General features: G+C 64.0%; 12 protein-coding genes. 4 read left to right on the top strand and 8 right to left on the bottom strand.

All coding sequences use genetic code 11. From position 1 onward, the window contains the following. Nucleotides 1–37: 37 nt before the first annotated feature. Entirely contained in the window at nt 38–1,261 is a 1,224-nt protein-coding gene (locus OXT71_00765; protein MDE2924919.1) for a mandelate racemase/muconate lactonizing enzyme family protein, read from the bottom strand. Between the two features lie 136 nt (nt 1,262–1,397). On the opposite strand from OXT71_00765, the gene OXT71_00760 reads away from it, so the two are divergent. After that, the gene (locus OXT71_00760; protein MDE2924918.1) at nt 1,398–4,568 is read left to right on the top strand and encodes a TonB-dependent receptor; all 3,171 of its coding nucleotides are present in this window, start codon (nt 1,398–1,400) and stop codon (nt 4,566–4,568) included. 247 nt (nt 4,569–4,815) lie between these two features. Here OXT71_00760 and OXT71_00755 read toward each other — a convergent pair whose 3' ends face one another. The 5 genes from OXT71_00755 to OXT71_00735 form a co-directional block, all read right to left on the bottom strand. After that, nucleotides 4,816–5,145: a hypothetical protein gene (locus OXT71_00755; protein ID MDE2924917.1), complete on the bottom strand. Its 330-nt coding sequence runs from the start codon at nt 5,143–5,145 to the stop codon at nt 4,816–4,818. A 248-nt stretch (nt 5,146–5,393) separates the two neighbouring features. Beyond that, a complete protein-coding gene (locus tag OXT71_00750; protein MDE2924916.1) occupies nt 5,394–5,714 on the bottom strand; it encodes a hypothetical protein in 321 nt (106 codons plus the stop codon). A 243-nt stretch (nt 5,715–5,957) separates the two neighbouring features. Continuing rightward, nucleotides 5,958–7,820 (bottom strand): dihydroxy-acid dehydratase, encoded by a 1,863-nt coding sequence (gene ilvD / locus OXT71_00745; protein MDE2924915.1) that lies wholly within the window; start codon nt 7,818–7,820, stop codon nt 5,958–5,960. Nucleotides 7,821–7,962: 142 nt separating this feature from the next. Next, nucleotides 7,963–9,561, bottom strand: a complete 1,599-nt coding sequence (locus OXT71_00740) for a hypothetical protein (protein ID MDE2924914.1) — start codon at nt 9,559–9,561, stop codon at nt 7,963–7,965. Nucleotides 9,562–9,589: 28 nt separating this feature from the next. Beyond that, complete coding sequence (locus tag OXT71_00735) at nt 9,590–11,134, bottom strand: hypothetical protein (protein ID MDE2924913.1); 1,545 nt, start codon at nt 11,132–11,134, stop codon at nt 9,590–9,592. Nucleotides 11,135–11,261: 127 nt separating this feature from the next. Here OXT71_00735 and OXT71_00730 point away from each other — a divergent pair, with 127 nt between their 5' ends. The 3 genes from OXT71_00730 to OXT71_00720 are packed head-to-tail and all read left to right on the top strand — an operon-like array spanning nt 11,262 to nt 15,100. Then, on the top strand, nt 11,262–12,398 hold the full coding sequence (locus tag OXT71_00730) for a M20 family metallopeptidase (protein ID MDE2924912.1): 1,137 nt from the start codon (nt 11,262–11,264) through the stop codon (nt 12,396–12,398). Nucleotides 12,399–12,424: 26 nt separating this feature from the next. Beyond that, complete coding sequence (locus OXT71_00725; protein MDE2924911.1) at nt 12,425–13,783, top strand: aspartate aminotransferase family protein; 1,359 nt, start codon at nt 12,425–12,427, stop codon at nt 13,781–13,783. A 33-nt stretch (nt 13,784–13,816) separates the two neighbouring features. Continuing rightward, the gene (locus OXT71_00720) at nt 13,817–15,100 is read left to right on the top strand and encodes a cupin domain-containing protein (GenBank protein MDE2924910.1); all 1,284 of its coding nucleotides are present in this window, start codon (nt 13,817–13,819) and stop codon (nt 15,098–15,100) included. A 26-nt stretch (nt 15,101–15,126) separates the two neighbouring features. Here the strand turns inward: OXT71_00720 and OXT71_00715 are convergent, their stop codons facing one another. Continuing rightward, nucleotides 15,127–16,317, bottom strand: coding sequence for a Xaa-Pro peptidase family protein (locus OXT71_00715; protein MDE2924909.1), 1,191 nt, complete (start codon nt 16,315–16,317; stop codon nt 15,127–15,129). Nucleotides 16,318–16,982: 665 nt separating this feature from the next. Next, nucleotides 16,983–18,596 (bottom strand): ATP-binding protein, encoded by a 1,614-nt coding sequence (locus OXT71_00710; protein MDE2924908.1) that lies wholly within the window; start codon nt 18,594–18,596, stop codon nt 16,983–16,985. Nucleotides 18,597–18,668 lie beyond the last annotated feature (72 nt).

Genomic DNA, 18,668 nt, shown 5'->3' with positions numbered 1-18,668 from the left:
GCCGGAATCGGGGGTAGGAAAACCCCCACTCCTATAGTCACCAGTTCGTGATGGAGCCGTCGGGACGCCGATTCAAAGGGGCGCCTGCCATCGGCTCCGTGACTTCGGCCACCAGCTTCAGGGGTTTGGTATCGACCACGACACCCAGACCCGGCCGGTCGGTGGGCCAGAGTTTTCCCTCCCGGAAGTCGTAGCTCACCGGCAGGTGGGCCAGATCCTTTTTTCGGCTGCCCCGCATCTCCGTCAGGACGGGCCCCGGAAAGGCGTTGCAGGCATGCACCAGGGCGGCGGTGGCAATCGGGCCGGTGAAATGGGGGATCAATCCGACGTAGTGGGTCTCGCAAAGGACCGCGATCTTCATGAACTCGGTGATGCCGCCGGCATTGGGGAGGGAGACTCTCGAATAGTCGATGAGCCGTTCCTCGATCAGCTCGTTGATGTCCCAGCGGTCGCCGAACTGCTCGCCCACGGCGATGGGCACCTTCACCTGAGGACGCAACTGCCGGTAGACGCCCGGATTCTCGCTGCGGATCAGGTCTTCGACGAAGTAGGGCTCCAGGTCCTCGATGAGGGTGGAGAGCCGGATGGCGTCGGGCATGTCCAGACGCGTGTGGTAGTCGACGGCCCAATCGCCGTCGGGGCCGACCCCTTTTCGAACCTCGACGCAGAGCTTGTAGGTGTCGCGAACGGATTGGCGTGGGTTGTACTGGTCACCCGAACCCCGAGTGCTGGTTCTAAAGGCCCGAAAACCGGCGTCCATGCAGGCGCGGGCCGCATCCCGTGTCGTCTTGTAGCCCCCGAATCCCGTCGAATAACACTCGATGTGCTTCCGAACCGGGCCTCCAAGCAGGTGGTAGACGGGGACGCCGAGAGCCTTGCCCCGGATGTCCCAGAGGGCCAGGTCCAGTGCGCCCAGGGCGTGGATTTTCTCCCGTCCGGGGGGATAGAAGTGCCCCCGGTACATGAGCTGCCACAGATGCTCGATGCGGGCCGGGTTCTCTCCGATGAGCAGGCCGGCGCACTGGCGGATGGTGTCCGCCGATCCCCCTTCGCCCACCCCCACGATGCCCTGGTTGGTTTCGACGAGAGAAACGTGGGCGCTCTGATTGAACATGACGCGGGAGGGGGCCTCGTAGAAGCGAATCCGGGTGATCCGCATCTCCGACAGGGCCTGACGCGCCTCTGCTTGAGCGTCCTGGGCCACGGCGGCGGCAAACCCGGCAGTCCCGGCCACCGAACCGACGAAGCTTCTTCGATTCATGGTTTCCTTCCTCTTGTCGCTGGGCAGTTTGGGACCCGAGTGTCCAGGAAAGGCCATTGCTACGCAAGCGGGAGCCCGCGCCGCGGACATGGGAAGCAATTCGCCAACAGGTATCATGGAGCGCGGATTAGTTGTCATGAGGCTCATTCGAATACTTCCGGCGCCGGCTCTGGCCGTCTGCCTCGCGGCCGGCGTTCTCCTGATGGCCCAGATCGACACCGGCACCATTCTGGGCCGGGTCCTGCTGCCGGACGGATCTCCCGCGGCGAATGCCCAGGTCAGCCTGAGACACCAGGACACGAATCAGGCCGTCGAGCTTCTCACCAGCCCGGCGGGCTATTTTCGGCGCGACGGCCTCCCGGTGGGAAAGTACGAGGTGGCCGTGGCGTCGTCGGGATTTGGGACCATGGTTCTTCGGGACCTGGATCTGTTGGTGGGACAGTCCCTCCGGGCGGATTTCCGACTCCGGCGGGGGGACGCCGCCGAAACCTCGGTCGAACAAGCGGGGCCGGCTCTGCTGGGAGCCGGGAGGACGGATCTGGGACAGGTCATCGACCAGGAGAAACTCGACTCTTTGCCGGTCAACGCCCGCGACATGGGAAAGCTGGCCGGTCTGGCGGCGGGGGCTGCTCCCTCGGCTTCGAGGGGGGGCAACGTCCAGGTCATGGGGATGAGGTTCAAGGACAATCTCACCTATATCGACGGCACCCTCTTCACCCACGGAGACGGCGATACCCCGTTCAAGGCGAGCACCGACGCCTTGCAGGAATTCGACGTGAAGACCGGCCTCTATTCGGCCGAGTACGGCGTGCGTCCCGGCGGCCAGATCACGGCGGTGACGAAGAGCGGCAGCAACCAGTTTCACGGAAACCTGTACTGGTTTCACCGGAACGACAACCTGGACGCCCGCAATTTCTTCGAACAGGGGAAGGCCGAATTCAAGCGCAACCAGTTGGGTGCGACCCTGGGAGGTCCGGTCCTGATCCCCGGTCTGTACGACGGGGCGGACCAGGCCTGGTTCTTCGTCTCCTACCAGCTCCGGTCGATTCGGGAGACCCGGCCGTTGACCGGCGTCGTTCCCACCGACGCCGAAAAGCGGGGCGAGTTCTCATCGGCCATCCTGGACCCGACGACCGGGAAACCGTTCCCGGACGGCCGGCTGCCTCGGCAACGCCTGGATCCCATGTCTACGAAGCTCCTCCACTTCTGGCCGTCTCCGAATACGCCCGGCCCCCTGAACTTCACCAGTCCCGATTCGACGGCAAACCTGGACAATCCCCAGATCATCTCGCGCGTGGACCTTGCGACCTCGCCCCGCAGCCGATGGGCCGGCCGCTTCATCTGGGATTCGAGTCCCCAGGTTTCCCCTCGGACATTCAGCGTCTTTTCTGCGGTACAGCCCCTGCGGAGCTACGGACAATCGGTCTCCAACACCAGGACCCTGGGCAACGGACTGATCAACGCGGCCAGCATCCACTGGTTCTTCCGCCCCTACATCGCCGGTCCGTCCCGACCCAAGCCCCAAGTCCCTCTGGGTCTCGGCATTCCGCAACTGCTGAAGAGCGAGGCCGACCGGAGCGGCGTTCCCTCCATCGTCATCCAGGGTTACACCGGAATCGGCGACTCGGGCGCCGTGGGGCACGCCAACCTGGGGAACTGGCAGGTCAAGGACGACGTCTCCTGGTCCCGCGGCAACCATACGCTGCGCGGAGGGGTCGAATTCCGGCAGCACTACAACTTCTACGTCATGCAGCGCCGTTCCCGATTCGAGTTCTTCAGCCGGTATACGGGAAACGCGTTCGCCGACTTTCTGCTGGGACATCCGGTGCGCACCGAGTTGGGCGGCGAGGACTTCCGCGGCAACTTCCACCAGAACAGCTTCTATTTCTACTTCAAGGACGTGTGGAGGGTCCGCCCCAGGCTGACCCTCACGCTGGGACTGCGATACGAGCTTCGGCTCCCCTGGCGGGACAAGCGGGGCTTCATGGCCAACTTCGACGTGGCCGAGGGACGTCTGACTCCCCCGCTCGTGGATGCGGACCCGCCGGCTCCCCAAACCGGCCGCTTCGAACCCGGTTTCCCCCTGGTCGAGTGGAACCGGGCCTCCGCCATCCTTCCCCGTCTGGGGATTTCGTATCGGCTCGGAAACGCCACGGTGCTGAGAAGCGGCTACGGAATCTATTCCAATGAGCCCGATCTGAACATGGTTCAGGAAATGGCCAAGAATCCACGTCCGGGCGCTCGGCGCCTGGTGTTCCTGGCGCCCCTGGAGCAGGCCACCTTGAGATTGTCAGATCCGTTTCCGGAAAGCCTGGCGGACTCGGCAGCTCCCAACCACTCGGGGATGGAGACGCCCCTTCGGCTGGCGGCCACCCATTCCTGGGGGCTGAGCCTTCAGCACCGGTGGTCTCCGGGCGTCCTCTTGCAGGTGGGGTACCTGGGATCTCGTTCCATAAACCGTCTGGAGACCATCTCTCTGAACGATGCGGTCCCCGGTCCGGGGGACCGGAGCCGGCGCCGTCCTTACCCCGAACTGCAAAACGTCGAGATGCCCTTTGCCGACGCGGACGCCTGGTTTCACGGCATGCAGTTGCAGGTGGAAAAGAGACCGGACCGCTACGGACTCTCGGCCCTGTTGGTTTTCGACTGGTCCCGGCAGATCGACAACGGGGGCGGATACCAGGGCCCGCCCTCGCGCCGCCGATTCCGATCCCGCAACATGCCGCATGCCGCCAACCGGGCCCTTTCCGAATCTCATGCGCCCAGACGAGTGATGGTGACCGCCGGCTACGATCTGCCCTTCGGCGCCGGACGCGCCTTTCTTTCCAAGGGGGCCATGGCGAAGATTCTCGGCGGCTGGTCGATTCGGGCCATCGCCAGCTTCCAGGACGGCGGCTGGTTTACCGTCTACCTGCCCGGCGACACGCTGGACACCGGCTCCTACCATTCTCAATGGCCGGACCGGATTCGGAATCCCAACCTTGCCGGCTCGGAGCGGACTCCCTCCCGGTGGTTCGACACCGGGGCGTTCCGGCGTCCGGAGATGTTCCATTACGGGAACGCCGGACGGAGCTCGGTGGAGGGACCGGGCGTCATCAATCTGGACCTTTCACTCCGGCGCACCTTTCAGTTCCAGGAAAGCCGGCGGCTGGAGCTGCGCCTGGAGGCCTTCAACGCCACCAACCATCCCAACTTCGTGTTGACGGGCCAGTCCAAGACCGGTGAGTTCGGAACCTCCGAGTTCGGGGCTCTGGGGAAAGCGCAACCGGCCCGGCAGCTACAGGGGGCGCTCAAGTTCTACTTCTAGAAAAAGCGCGAAAGAGGCTGGAGAAACAAAGCGAAGAGACGGCCGGAAACCCCGGCATAGGGACGCAGGAAGGCGATGAAGGCGGACGGATGCCGACGGTGCGCCGAACCGGATGGACGAAGGAGGTCCGGCGATTGAGAGGAATTGCTCAGCCCTTGTCCCCAGCGCCGAGCTTTTCCGCCTTGCGTATTACGAAAGAGGCGTGAGGGGGTGAGGAGCGGCGGCCTGCCGCTCCTCACCATAAAACTTAGCCCTTGAGCCGGTTGATGATCCTCACCACGAGCACAGTGGCCGCTCCAGCATAAAGCGCCACGACAATCTGTCCGAGAATGGCGTTGATGTGTCCGCCAATCCCCGCGATAATGTCCAACCCCCCCAACGCGCCCGAACTCACGGCAGCACCGGAGGCGATGACAACGGCTAGCTCGCCAGTCGCATTTTCAGCATCGACCTCGGTTATGGCATAGACAATACCCAGGACGACCAAGGCCAAGGCGAGTATGCCTCCTGTCTCCGGTTTGGCCACACCCTCGATGATTGCCACCAGGACGGTCAACGCGACGATGATTCTACCCATGGATGTTCCTCCCCCCAAAAGAAAGTTGTGGTGACACGCTACGTCGGCTTCGTTTTCGCTGTGGATATGGAAGACAATAGCGCAAGGTTGGAAGGTTTATACCACGGCTGAAATGAAAACAACAGTGTCAAGCAAAAAAACCCGGAGTCGCCTCACTTGTCACAGGCTCAGCCGAGCTTCCCGCCGGACGTGCGATGATGAGGTGAGAAGGGAGAAGAGCGGCTGGAAACCGCCCCTCTCCACGTAGTTCAGCCCTTGAGCCGGTTGATGATTCTCAACACGAGAACGGTGGCGGCAACCGCATGCAGCGACATGACGATCTGTCCGAGAATAGCGTTCACGGGCCCGCCAATCGCGGGGATGTTTTCCAACGCGCCCGAACTCACGGCAGCACCGGAGGCGATGACAACGACCAACACGCCAGTCGCATCTTCAGGATCGATCTGGGTTATCGCGTAGATGATACCCAGGACGACCAGGGCCAAGGCGAGTATGCCTCCCGTGTCCAGGTTGCCCACACCCTCGATGATGGCCACCAGGACGGTCAACGCAACGATGATTCTACCCATGGATAATCCTCCCCCCAAAAGAAAGTTGTGGTGGTACGCAACATCGGCTCCGCTGTGGATATAGAAGACAATGGTGCAAGAGTGGGTGAGTTATACCACCGCTGAAATGAAAACAACAGTGTCAAAAAAATTTGCTTCAAGCCGTCATTAATTCTGATTTCGTCACCAAATTCGGACCGTCCTCTACCCGGTTGGCGCCTGAAAGACGCCTGTCTTACTTCGCCGGGAGTTTCGGGCCGTCCTCTAACCGAGTTGGGAAATATCGCGGACGGCGCCCTGGGCGGCGCTGGTGGTCAGAGCGGCATAGGCGGCCAGGGCCTGGGAGATGGGACGGTGGCGGTCGCTCGGACGGTAGGCGTCCCGGCCCCGAGCTTCCGTTTGCCGGCGGCGTCGTGTCAGCTCTTCGTCCGGGACCGCCAATTCCAGCGTCCGGTTGGGAATGTCGATCCGGATCAGGTTTCCCTCTTCCACCAGGGCAATGGCCCCACCCTCGGCCGCCTCGGGGGAGACATGTCCGATGGACAATCCGCTGGTCCCGCCGCTGAAGCGCCCATCCGTCAGCAGCGCGCACTTGGCGCCCAGTTGCCGGGCCTTGATGTAGGAGGTCGGATAGAGCATCTCCTGCATCCCCGGACCGCCTTTGGGTCCTTCGTACCGGATCACCACCACGTCCCCGGCCTGGACCCCTCCTCCCAGAATCCCGTCGCAGGCTTCCTCCTGGGACTCGAAGACTCGGGCCGGTCCCTCGAAGACCCAGATCGACTCGTCCACCCCGGCGGTCTTCACGATGCACCCGTCCTCGGCCAGATTGCCGTAGAGGACGGCCAGCCCTCCGTCCTGGGAATAGGCGTGCTCGGCCGACCGGATGCACCCTTCCCTCGAGTCCAGGTCGGACGCCTGGTAGTAGCTCTCCTGAGAAAACGCTTCCCGGGTGCGAACCCCTCCGGGAGCCGCCAGCGCCCGGCGGCGCGCGAAATCACAAAGCGAGCCGTTGCCGTCCCGCAAGTCGTTCCTGCGAATCATGTTCTTCATGTCGTCCCCGGAGACGGTCCCCACTCCGGAGTGAATCTTCCCGGCGCGCTGGAGCTCTCCCAGGATGGTCGGAATCCCGCCGGCGCGGGCCACATCCTCCAGGTGAAACTTGCCCGTGGCCGGCGCCACCTTGCAGATGCAGGGGACCTGGCGGGACAGGCGGTCGATGTCGGCCATGGTGAAATCCACTTCCGCCTCCCGCGCCATGGCCAGGATGTGCAGCACCGTATTGGTGGACCCGCCCATGGCGATATCCAGACTCATGGCGTTCTCGAAGGCGTCGAAGGTGGCGATGTTGCGGGGCAGCACCGACTCGTCCCCCTCAAGGTAAAAGGCCCGGGCCATCCGGACGATGCGCTTGGCGGCCCGCTCGAAGAGCTGCCAGCGCAGCGCGTGGGTCGCCAGGATGGTCCCATTGCCGGGCAACGCCAAGCCGATGGCTTCGTTGAGACAGTTCATGCTGTTGGCCGTGAACATGCCCGAGCAGGACCCGCAGGTGGGACAGGCCTCTTCCTCCATTTTCAGGACCTGGGCGTCGCTGATCCGGCTGTCACCGGCGGCCACCATGGAATCCACCAGATCCAGCTTGGCCGGCCCCGAAGCCAGCAGGGCGCGGCCCGCCTCCATGGGACCTCCCGAGACGAAAATCGTGGGCAGGTTCAACCGCAGGGCTCCCAGGAGCATGCCGGGAGTGATCTTGTCGCAGTTGGAGATGCAGACCAGGGCGTCGGCCTTGTGGCCATTCACCATGTACTCCACGCTGTCGGCAATCAGCTCGCGGCTGGGGAGGGAGTAGAGCATGCCGTCGTGCCCCATGGCGATGCCGTCGTCCAGGGCGATGGTGTTGAACTCCACGCCGTACCCGCCGCTGGCGTCGATGACCTGCTTGACCCTCTGGCCGATGGGATGCAGGTGGACATGGCCGGGGACGAACTGGGCAAAGGAGTTGGCGATGGCGATGATGGGTTTCCGGAAGTCCTCCGTCTTCATCCCGGTGGCTCTCCAGAGAGCCCGGGCTCCGGCCATGCGCCGCCCCTGGGTGGTGATGCTGCTGCGGAATCCCCTCTGATGCATGACGTCCTCCTGACGGTAAGATACTGAGAGAACAGGACAAGCCGCAAGGCTGGGGCGGGGGCGGGGGCGGCGGTTTCCTAACCGCCGATCTCCAAAGTGACAATCTAGTAACGAAGAACGGGCGATTAGGAAATCGCCCCTCCTACCGGACAAACTGAAAGGAATACAGCCGGGCATCCCGCATAACGAACCGAAGACGAACCGGCCGTCCCGCCAACCCGCTCACGTCGGACCGGCCTCTCCAGCTCGCCGCGACCTTCAGATAGTTGCCGTTGATCTCGCCGGCGTCGGCCGCCGTGAAGCCATCCAGCGGCCGTCCCGACTCGTCCTGAATCTCCACCTGAACGATCCCTCCGGCGCCGGTGTCCGCATTCAACTGGAGCGTTGTCCCCTCGAAAACCAGCGGCTTCGTCGTCAGCTCCCCTCCCGTATACGCGGCTTCGGCCGCGATGAAGCCGTCGGTCCGGGCAACGGCCACGCCCCGCACCGGCTGCCCCGTCCGGGTCGGATCGTTGTGGACCTTCTGCCAACCGTCAAAGTAGATCTCCATCCGCGGGTCCGACGCCGACGGGAGCGGACGTTTCACGAAGAGCATTCCGGCCCAGAAGCTCCCCTCCGGACCCAGCCGAATGAACGGGGTCCGCCCCGGGGACCGGCTCCAACGGATCCCGTCGCGGCTGGTGGCCAACTGGATGTCGGCTCGCCCCGGGAACTGGCTCAGCGATCCGTCCTCTTTGATCTTGGCTTCCCAATGGCTGTAGATGGATACGAAGGCGACGTAGACCCGGCTCGTGTACTGGATCACGGGCAGGCTGTAGAAGTCGACGCGGTTCGGAGCCGCGGAATTGGCCTCGTCCACCTCGTCGGGGGCCAGGACGATCTCCTCCGGAGTCCAGTGAATGAAATCGTCCGACACCGATCGCCCCATGCGGAGGAGCCGGGCCCGCCAGCCCATTTCCCGCTCGCCGTAGACCCGGTGGTAGTAGGCCAACTGCCGCGGGTCGTCGAAGGTCTTGACCCGGCTGTAGGCCACGTACTTGCCGATGCGGCCGTCCCAGAAGGGTTCGAAGCCTCCATCCCCCGAGGTCCCCAGCTTGCCCGTGATCCGCTTCCAGCGAATGCCGTCGTCGGAAACGAACCCGTATTTCCCCTTTCCGTCGGGAAGCGGCTCCATTTCATCGTCCGGATCGGGTTCGCGGGGCGGAGTGAGTTTAAAGCTGGCTTTGAGGCGATCCGCGGGACCGGAAGCATTGGGATCCACGAACACGGTGTTGACGCCGACGGAGGCCACGGCGTAGGGAAAATCGTCGTTGGGGAACAGGATGTTGTTGTCGCGCGAGCCCTCCCATTCCACCAGGCCCAGGGACGGCTTCCGCCACTCGACGCCGTCGTCCGACTCGGCGTAACGCAGGAGGTTGCAGTGGAGCTTCTGGTTCCAATAGTCGCATTCGACGCCCGGCGCGCCGTAGTAGAGACGGAATAGCGGCCCGTCCCGGACCACGAATCCGGGCGCCGGCAGCGGCACCCTCCTACCGGTGGCGATGGCCTCGCCGGTCCGCATGGTGACGTTGCGCATGGACGCGACGAGATGCTCGTCCCGGCCGTCTTCGGTCCAGGGTCCGACGAATAGTTGCTTCTCGCCGCCCACCACGACCGGCTTGTCCGAGGCCGGCGCCGCGAGGGTGCGCAGCAGGGCAAACGCCATGCCCGCAAGACCCCAGGCCGCTCGACGAAATCTCATCCCGAATGCAATCCTCCCGCCCGTCTTGTTAACGGAAGCGAATTGAATAGAGGTCGGCGTCCTTCATCTCGAACACCAGGCGGACCTTCTTGCCGGACCAGTCGCCCAGGTCGCCGTCGCCGTTCCAACGGACCACGCGCTCGATTTCGTCCCCGTAGATTTCGGGACTTTCGTTCAGGCTCAGGCCCGGGACGGGTCGACCCAACTCATCCTGCAGGCCCACCTTCACGTAGCCGACGGCGGACGTCGAGTAGTTGAGGACCAGTTCCTTGCCGTCGAAGGTGAGTGGGTGAGTCAGGAGGCTGCCGCCCCCGAAATCGGCGTGGACGGAAGCGAAGCCGTCGACTCTCAGAGTGTGGCGGCGCAGCCGGCAGGTGGGCAACTCATAGTGCTCACCCAGATAGATTGAGACCTCTTCGGGGCCGGTCCGGAGGATTCCCCAGGCTGTCATGTTGTTCCGGTGCCCCCAGTTCCCCTGGTCCAGGCCGGCACGGACGAAACCCTCCCGAAACGTCCGCTGGAAGCGATATCCGTCACGGCTGCTGATGAGGACTGCGTCCGAGACCCCGCCGAAGAGGGCGATCCGGTACCACTCCTCCAGAGATTGACCCGCCGCCGCGGCTCGCTTGCGGTTCCGTTCGAGCCGTTCCTTTCTGCCGGGCTCGTGCAGTTCCTTCCAATAAGCCTGAAACAGGGCTTCGTCCGTTTCCTGGACGATTCGGGTGGGCATGAAGCGCTTGGGAAAACCCAGATAGATGTGCGGCGCCCGGGGATAGGGCGTGATGGCGTTGGTGTAGAAATGCTCCAGGGGCGCGTCCTCATAGTCCAGGTACTTGCCCTCTGTCCAGGTGAGGAAATCGGCTGAGGTCGCCGTCTTGATGGCTCTCACACCCGAATATTTCCACGTGGCTCCAACGGGGCGGATGAAATCCCGGTAGAAGGCCACGTATTTCCTTCGTCCCGGGTCCCAGAACGCCAGGTTCTGGGAGTCGAAGGCGCCGTCGCTGATGACCGGCTCCTCCTGGACCTGCCTCCAGTTCAGGCCGTCGGCCGAGGCGAAGACCAGGAGCGGACCTCCCCCCAGCGCCTTGTATCGCTGGTCGGCCGGAGCTTCGGGGTTCGAATCCTTGAACGGGGCGAAGTTGTGCGACCCCTTGCCCGTCAAGATGATGTTGTTGTCCTTGGAGCCGTTGTGGGAATGCAGACCCAGCGAGGGCCGCGTCCAGTGGACGCCGTCCAGGCTCTCGGCATAGCAGTAGAACTGCTTGGCATCTTCGTCCGTCCCCACCCCCCGGTAGTACATCCGGAACCGGTCGCCGTCCTGGAACACGGTCACGTAGGCCGAGTACTCTCCTTCCCAGGGCCGGTCGAATTCGATGGCCACCTCGGCCGGTTGCGGGCGGTGCATTGCCAACCGCAAATTGTCCATGCGCGCGATCAGCCAGTCGTCAACGAAGAGTTCCAGACGCGACCCGACATCCCGGACAACGTCGTGGGATCCGGCAGACAAGGAAAGCGAGAGCGGTCCCGCCAGCCAGATCGTCCCCAATGTGCACAAAATCAGCTTCTTCACGATCCCTCCTCTATCGGGTTGCGCCGATTAAATCACCGGACGAGGGAAAATAACACACGGTGGCCGATTCCCCCGGCTCCGGCGCGGGTGATATAAACGGGTCGAAATAATCAGGAGAAGCGAACCCATGGAAGCCCTCGATTATCTGCACGACCTGGTTCCCATGAACACCACCAGCAGCCGTTCCAACCTGCCGGCGGCCGACTACGTGGAAGAGGCGTTGAAACGCCTGGATTTCGAGACCGAGCGGATCGAGTACGACGACGCCAACGGAGTCCGCAAAGCCAGCGTCGTGGGCAAGCGGGGAGAGGGCCAGGGCGGCATGGCCTACTTCGGCCACACCGACACGGTACCGGCCGACACCTGGTTCACCGACGAGCACGGACCTTTCGATCCCACCATCAAGGGAGACCGCCTCTTCGGGCGCGGCTCCTGCGACATGAAGGGGTCCATCTCCTGCATGCTTGCGGCCGCGGGCCGGTTCTCGGACGCCCGCTTCCGGGAGCCCCTCTACATCACCCTGACCTCGGACGAAGAGATCGGCTACGGGGGCGCGGCCGCGGTGGCCCGCGAATCCCGATTCTTCCGCGAGATGGTCGAGGGAGGAACCCGGGGAGTCATTGGCGAGCCCACCATGCTGGAAGTGGTCTATGCCCACAAGGGCACCTACGGGTTCATCGCCACTTCGCACGGAAAGGCGGCCCACTCCAGCAGCCGCGAGGGCCTCAACGCCAACCTGGCCATGATTCCCTTCCTCTCGGAGATGAAGCGCATCCACGACGAGACGGAGGCGGACCCCGAGTGGCAGAACGATGAATTCGATCCGCCGGGAATCAGCTGGAACATCGGAATCAACGACCACACCCGGGTGGTGAACATGAAGGCGGCCCAGAGCATCTGCACCGTCTACTACCGTCCCATGGCCGGCATGGACGCCGACGGCCTGATGCGGCGGGCGCAGGAGAAGGCCGAGGAGTGCGGAATCGAGTTCAACCCGCTCTGGACGGGCAAGCCCATCTACATGGATCCCGACTCGGACTTCGTCCAGGAAGCGCTGGACCTGACGGGACGGCGGGTCCCCCGGACCGTCGCCTTCGGCACTGACGGCGCCATGCTGACGGAGTTGGAGCGGTTGGTGGTGCTGGGACCCGGGGACATCGCCCAAGCCCATACCCACGACGAGTGGATCCTTCTGGACCAGATCGAGAAGGGCACCCAACTCTTCACACAGACGATCCGCCAATGGTGCGGAGCCGCCGGTTGAGGCGAACCGATTCTGGAGGACCTTTCATGACGAGCACCAAGACCATGACCAGCAACAAGACCGAACTGCTGACCCAGGACCGGGCCCATCTGATCCATCCCCTGCACGACCGCAATCTGCAGGAGCGGGGGCATGTCTGGGTCAAGGGGGAAGGCGCCGTCCTGACGGACGCCGACGGACGGGAATACATCGACGGTCTGGCAGGACTCTGGAACGTGGTGGCCGGCCACGGACGGCGGGAGCTGGCCCGGGCCGCCTCCGGACAGATGGAGCAACTGGGATACTGTTCCGGTTACGCCGGAAGCTCCAACCCGCCCGCCATCCGGCTGGCCCAGCGGATTTCGGATATCACGTACCCGAGCATCTCCAGGTTCTTCTTCACTTCAGGCGGCGGCGAGTCCACCGAGAGCTGCGTCAAGACGGCCCGTTACTACTGGAAGCTCCTGGGCTATCCGCACAAGACCAAGGTGATCTCCAGGCAGTGGGGGTATCACGGGGTCACACTGGCCGCCATGAGCGCCACCGGGATCACCGCCTACTGGCCCATGTTCGAGCCCCGGGTGCCCGGTTTCATTCACGTTCCGTCTCCCTACCCCTACCGCTACGAGGCCCCGGCCGGGGCCGACCCCGCCGTGGCCGCGGCCGACGAGCTGGAGAAGGCCATCCTGCGGGAGGGTCCCGACACGGTGGCCATGTTCCTGGCCGAACCGGTCCAGGGCGCCGGCGGCGTCATCGTTCCGCCCGATGGCTATTTTCAGCGCATCCGGGAAATCTGCGACCGGTACGACGTGCTCCTAGTCTCCGACGAGGTCATCACCGGTTTCGGGCGGACCGGGCGCATGTTCGGCCTGGAGCACTGGGACATCGAGCCGGACATGATCCAGTACGCCAAGGCGTTGACCTCCGGATACTTTCCTCTGGGGGGAATCGGCGTCAGCGAGCGGATCGCCGAGGTCATGGACGAAGGAAAGTCGACCTGGATGCACGCCTACACCTACAGCGCCCACCCCGTCGGCTGCGCCGTCGCGCTGGCCAATCTGGACATCATCGAGGGAGAGGACTTCCCGGCCCAGGCCGCCGAGAAGGGGCGCTATCTGCTGGACGGCCTGCAGTCGGCGCTGGGAGGCCATCCCCACGTGGGCGAGGTCCGCGGTCTGGGCCTCATGGCCGGAATCGAACTGGTCCAGGACAAGGCGACCAAGGCGGAGTTTTCCGCCTCCGAGAAGGTGGGGATCCGGGTCCACCAGGCGGCCCAGGAGCGGGGGCTCTTCAGCCGCCTGCGGCAGGACGTCTTCTGCCTGGCTCCGCCCGTCATCATCAGCCGGTCGCAAATCGACCGTGTCGTCGAGATCATGACCGAGTCCGTGGGCGAGGTCCTGGGTTAGCCGGCCTGCGGCCTTCATTTCCAGGAGGAACTCATGCGAAGTGTCTTCGTCTGCCTATTGCTGCTCTTTCCCCTGACCGGCCGGGCCGAGAACCGCCTCTTCGTCCTCCAGGGTGAGGAAGCCATCCTGGAGGTCGACATCGACGACGAAGGAAACGCTCGGCAGGTTCGAGCCTACCGGGAACGCGACCTGCCCGGCGTCTTTCCGGCGCAGTCGCTGGAAATGCGGGACGGAAACATCCTGGTCACCTACGACGGGCAGAAGCGCCCCACGGCCCGGTTGCTGTATCGCCGTTCACAAGGCCTGACGAAGTACGACGGCAACCCGGGACAGGCCTCCGACCTCGCCGGCCGGCGGCTGGAGAAGACCGATACGGCGCAGAATTTCCGTAGTGGCAGCCGGCTCTACTCCGAGAGCGGCGGGGGTCATTACCTCGACCGTCAGCATCTCGCCCGGCTGCAAGGGGCCACCGGAGACCGCTATCGGGACCTCTTCGTTCTGGACGACGCCGCTTTCGGAGTGGCTGCGGACCGGATCGACCGGCTTTCCGGCGACGACGCGGGCGCCCTGGAGGCCAAGGAAGCACTGGCCATGCCGGGCAGCCGGCTGACGGCGGCCGCGGTAAGTCCCTGGGGAGAGGTCTTCGTCTCCGACGAGTCCCAACCCACGATTCACCGGCTTCGGCTTCAGGACGACGCGCTGATTGCCAACGGGACATTGGCCCACCCCGGCCTCCGCGTTCCCCGCGGACTGGAGTTCACCCGGGACGGAGAACTCCTGGTAGCCAACGCGGGACCCGGACCGGACGGTGTGCTCCGTTTCGGATTCGAAACGGTCGACTTCAACTGGAGGGGGAGGCCCAATGGGGGAATCGACCTGGACGGGAAGGGCGCAACCGATCTGGTCCTGGCCCGGACCGTGGGCTACGTCCTCTCGGAGAAGCAGACTCCCCTGATCAAGCTGAGCCCGGAGCGGGCGGGAGGCCACTACGGGATCTCCCAGGTGGGGCTGGTGCTTCCGGGTAAGAACTCGGAGGCCGCCATCATCGCCCTGGTCCAGTACGAGCCGGGCGGCTACACACCGGTGCACTACCACCCGGACATGGAGCAGGCGGAGATCGTGGTCTCGGGCCGGGCAATCTGGGAGGTCGGCGAGTTCGAGCGGGAGGTGGGCCCCGGGGACGTGATCTTCTGCCCCCGCTACGCCAAGCACGGCTACAAGGTGCTGGGAGACGAACCCTTCAAGTTCTTCCAACTGGAATGGCGGAGCCTGGGCAACCGGTACCAACCCGCGGACAAGACCATAGGTAGCCGGTGACGGCGGCCGTAGATTTCCGTCCCCGGTCAATTTTCGTAGAGCTGGAGCGGAAGCGAGGTCATCACCTCGCAGCCGGTGGCGGTGACGCGCACCGAGGCGCTGGACCCGCTGCCGAACTCGCCGGGAATGAGGACGCCGGCCACCAGGTGGAAGGTCATGTTCTCCCGGAGGCGCCGCTTCTCCCCCTGCCGGATGCTGATGATCTGGCCCTCACCCCAGTCGGGGGGATAGTTGATGCCGATGGAATAGCCCAGCCGGCTCACGTGCCACTTGCCGAACCCCGCCTTGGCGATGACGTCCCGCCCCACTTGGTCCACCTCTTCCGAGACGGCCCCCGGCCGGATGGCGTCGATCACTTCCTGGATGGCCCGGTTCTGGGCGTCAGAAAGCTGGCGCAGCCGGGGATTCACCCGGCCCACCGTGGCCATGCGGAAAACGGCCCCGCAATAACGATGCTTGGAGGCCGCGATTTCAAAGCAGCAGTGGTCGTCGTCCTCCAGCCGGCGGCCCCGCCAGGTGGCATGGCACGCGCCTGACCGGGGCCCCGAAACAATGAAGTTGGGCAGTCCGGTGTACTCGGCTCCCGCCTCGCACCATTCCTTGTAGACGGCCGCCGCGATCCGGTCCTCGGTGGTCCCCGGTCGAGTCGCCCGGATCCCAGCCAGACACGCCCGGTCGGCGATGGCCACCGCCTGGCGAATTACATCCACCTCCTCGGCCGACTTGATCATCCGCGCCTCCTCGATGACGCTGGAGCAGTCGACCAGCGTGGCATGAGGCAGCGCGCCGGCCAGAGCCTGGTGCTCGTTGACCGTCAGGAACCAGCTCTCCGATTCGATCCCCAGACGCTTCCGCGCCAGGCCCATCCTGGAAAGAGTCCGGATGGTGACCTCCACCGGCACCTCGTCGTCCTCCACCGGAGCGACCTCGGTCAACCAGGAGAACTCGGGGACGTTGGTCCCGACCTCCAACCTCCGGCCGACCAGGACCGGCGACTCACCCGGAACCAGGATCAGGCAGTGGTAGCCGTAGTAGCCGGGGGTTTCGTAGCCGGTGAGGTAGGTGATGTTCTCGGGTCCCCGAACCAGCAGGGCGTCGACGCCCGCCTTCCGGATTCCGTCCATCACCAGCCGGTACCGGCGCAAATACTCGTCCCGGCTGAAGCTCAGTCCGGGGTGGAGGTTCATTTTGGGATTCGGGTCGCGTTCGCCGTGCATCTCATTCCTCAGTTCAGACTAATGCGGGATCACAAACCGCTGGAGTTCCTCGTCGACATCACCACTTGGCCAAGCCTACGGGCCTGACGACTGTCCCCTTGGATCTCAATGTACGCTGCCACCCCCATTCCACTTCGGGAGTGTGGCTCAGATACAGTTTAGGTGTCACGGTATAATGGAAATATTGTGATGGTATGCACCGAGATCTCCCTCACCACAGAAGTTCACACGCGAGTTCGTCAAAGGGCAGCCGACCTCGGCATCTCCCCCGCCGAATACATTCGCCGACTGGTGGACCAGGATTTGTCCCGGTCCCCAAGGAACACTGATCGATCCCTGGTTTTCGATCTGGGCTCCTCCAAGCGGATGAATATCGCATCGGGAAAATCCCGAATGATTGCGGTAGCGATCGGCGCCCACAAGCGCCGAGGCTCCGAATCGTCATGAGTATCGTCGCGAACGGCTCGGCCACGCATGATCGCCCTTGACAGCGATTTCACGAACTACCGGTACGGCCGTGGGCGCGGGTTGGCGTTTGAAGTGCTCAGGTAAACAGGTGTTTCGGTGACGACGGGCACGGGTCATACTCGCCCACCGAGCAAGCTCAGATTCGCGGCGCGAACCGGCGCCGATTATCAGGATGTCCACGGACCGCCGAGCATCCCTCACATCCCCCACACGGTCACCGGCGCGCCGCCTTCCGTCTCGTTGCGGCGATAGATCTTTTCTACCCACGGCTTGCCCTCGGTGCGGTCGAAAATCACCAAGTGTCCCTCCGCCGCAGTGCAGCGGTCCATGTAGGCGCGCGTCTGCGCCAGACCCTCGCGGAGCGTCTCGTCGAGGCTTCGGCGCAGCACCTTGCATTCGACGACCACCTTCTGCGCCGGCCGATCCGTCCCGGCTCTCGTCTCGCCGGAGCGTCCGCCCACAGGCCACACCATCAGCAGGTCGGTCCGCCGCCGGCCCAATCCGTACTCGCGCTCGATCCGCCCGCCGCTGTTGACGATACGCTGCAGGAATGCCTGCAACAGCAACTGCGGACCGGCTTCCTTGTACTGGAACCGCTCCACCCAGTGCTCCGAGTGCTCCCGAAAGAACTCCTGGAACGCGGTCAGCAACTTTCCGACCCGCAGGGCGCCGTCATCGTCGATGTACCATGCGGGATCCTGATGGATCGACATCTCCTGCGTCGTGTAGGTCAGATCGCGGGGGATCACCTCCCGGTAAATGGGATTGGCGATGGCGACGGGGCGGGTTCTCGTCACAAGGCCCAGGTCGCGCGCATACTCCAGATCATCGGCTGGAATCGAGTCGACGGCGTCGGAGCCTTCCAACAGCGGTTCAATTACCCGGCGTACCCGCTCTTCCTGAAGCTTGTCCGTGAGCTGGTCCAGATGCGTTTCTCGTCGGAGGATCAATTGTTCGCATGCGTCCTGGATGGCTTCTCCGGCGATCTCCCGGCTGCGGTCCCGTCCGGTCTTGTTCCTGAAACACGCTTCGTAGGCCAAGGCGTTCACCAACCACGGCTGTCCCTGGGTCAACTCCCAGATCTCGCCTCGTGCCTCGTCCGTGAACACCTGTCCCGACTCGTCGGTGTGCTGCCCCAGCAGGGACTCGACGTCACGCCGCGAGAAGTCTCCCAGCCGCAGGGATTCGGCGCGAATGTTGAAGGCGCTGCCGCCGGCGATGATCTGGTTCTCCGCTGCAGACTGAATGCGATAGTCGCGCACGTCGCGCACGCCGCACAGGATCACGCTCTGGGGAAACCGGCGCGGGCGGTCCGGATAGCCGGCCCGGAGTTGCCGCAACACCGCAAGCAGGGTGTCGCCAATCAGGGAATCGATCTCGTCGATCAGGAGCACCAGCGGTTTCGCATCGGCTTCGGACCAGCGAGCCAGTGTGTCCCCAAGTGCATCGTTGGGACCGGATCCTTCGAGGATGTCACGCCAGACCTCGGCTACGAACAAGTCGTCGAGCCCGTGGCGCGCCGCTCTGGCCAGAGCGCTGAGAATCGCTCGCACGCCCTCCCGCACGTCCTCCCGCGCCGTTTGGCCGCCTTCGACGTTGACGTACACGCAACGGAACTCGCCAACCAGGTTGAGTTGGTCCCTCAACGCCAGCAACGCAGAGGTCTTGCCCGTCTGGCGCGGCGCGTGCAGCACGAAGTACTTCCATTGCCGGATGAGCAACAGGAGATCATCGGCATCGAGGCGTTCCAGGGGTGGGATGCTGTAGTGCATCTCCGGGTTGATCGGACCGGCGGTGTTGAAGAAACGCACGCTTTGAGTATCGCACGTTGTCTTAGGTCACGCAGTGTCCCGAAAACCGGCTTCAGCCATTTTTCGGAACGT

The organism is Acidobacteriota bacterium (assembly GCA_028874215.1).
Classification (GTDB): Bacteria; Acidobacteriota; UBA6911; order RPQK01; family JAJDTT01; genus JAJDTT01.
Note: the sequence above shows the minus strand (reverse complement) of the source record. Positions and strands in the feature narration are given on the sequence as shown.

Excerpts from the sequence above, each read along its gene's own strand:
- OXT71_00715 (MDE2924909.1), bottom strand. The coding sequence starts at position 16,317 with ATGCACGGCGAACGCGACCCGAATCCCAAAATGAACCTCCACCCCGGA.
- OXT71_00760 (MDE2924918.1), top strand. The coding sequence starts at position 1,398 with ATGAGGCTCATTCGAATACTTCCGGCGCCGGCTCTGGCCGTCTGCCTC.
- ilvD (MDE2924915.1), bottom strand. The coding sequence starts at position 7,820 with ATGCATCAGAGGGGATTCCGCAGCAGCATCACCACCCAGGGGCGGCGC.
- OXT71_00740 (MDE2924914.1), bottom strand. The coding sequence starts at position 9,561 with ATGAGATTTCGTCGAGCGGCCTGGGGTCTTGCGGGCATGGCGTTTGCC.
- OXT71_00755 (MDE2924917.1), bottom strand. The coding sequence starts at position 5,145 with ATGGGTAGAATCATCGTCGCGTTGACCGTCCTGGTGGCAATCATCGAG.
- OXT71_00725 (MDE2924911.1), top strand. The coding sequence starts at position 12,425 with ATGACGAGCACCAAGACCATGACCAGCAACAAGACCGAACTGCTGACC.
- OXT71_00720 (MDE2924910.1), top strand. The coding sequence starts at position 13,817 with ATGCGAAGTGTCTTCGTCTGCCTATTGCTGCTCTTTCCCCTGACCGGC.
- OXT71_00730 (MDE2924912.1), top strand. The coding sequence starts at position 11,262 with ATGGAAGCCCTCGATTATCTGCACGACCTGGTTCCCATGAACACCACC.
- OXT71_00765 (MDE2924919.1), bottom strand. The coding sequence starts at position 1,261 with ATGAATCGAAGAAGCTTCGTCGGTTCGGTGGCCGGGACTGCCGGGTTT.
- OXT71_00750 (MDE2924916.1), bottom strand. The coding sequence starts at position 5,714 with ATGGGTAGAATCATCGTTGCGTTGACCGTCCTGGTGGCCATCATCGAG.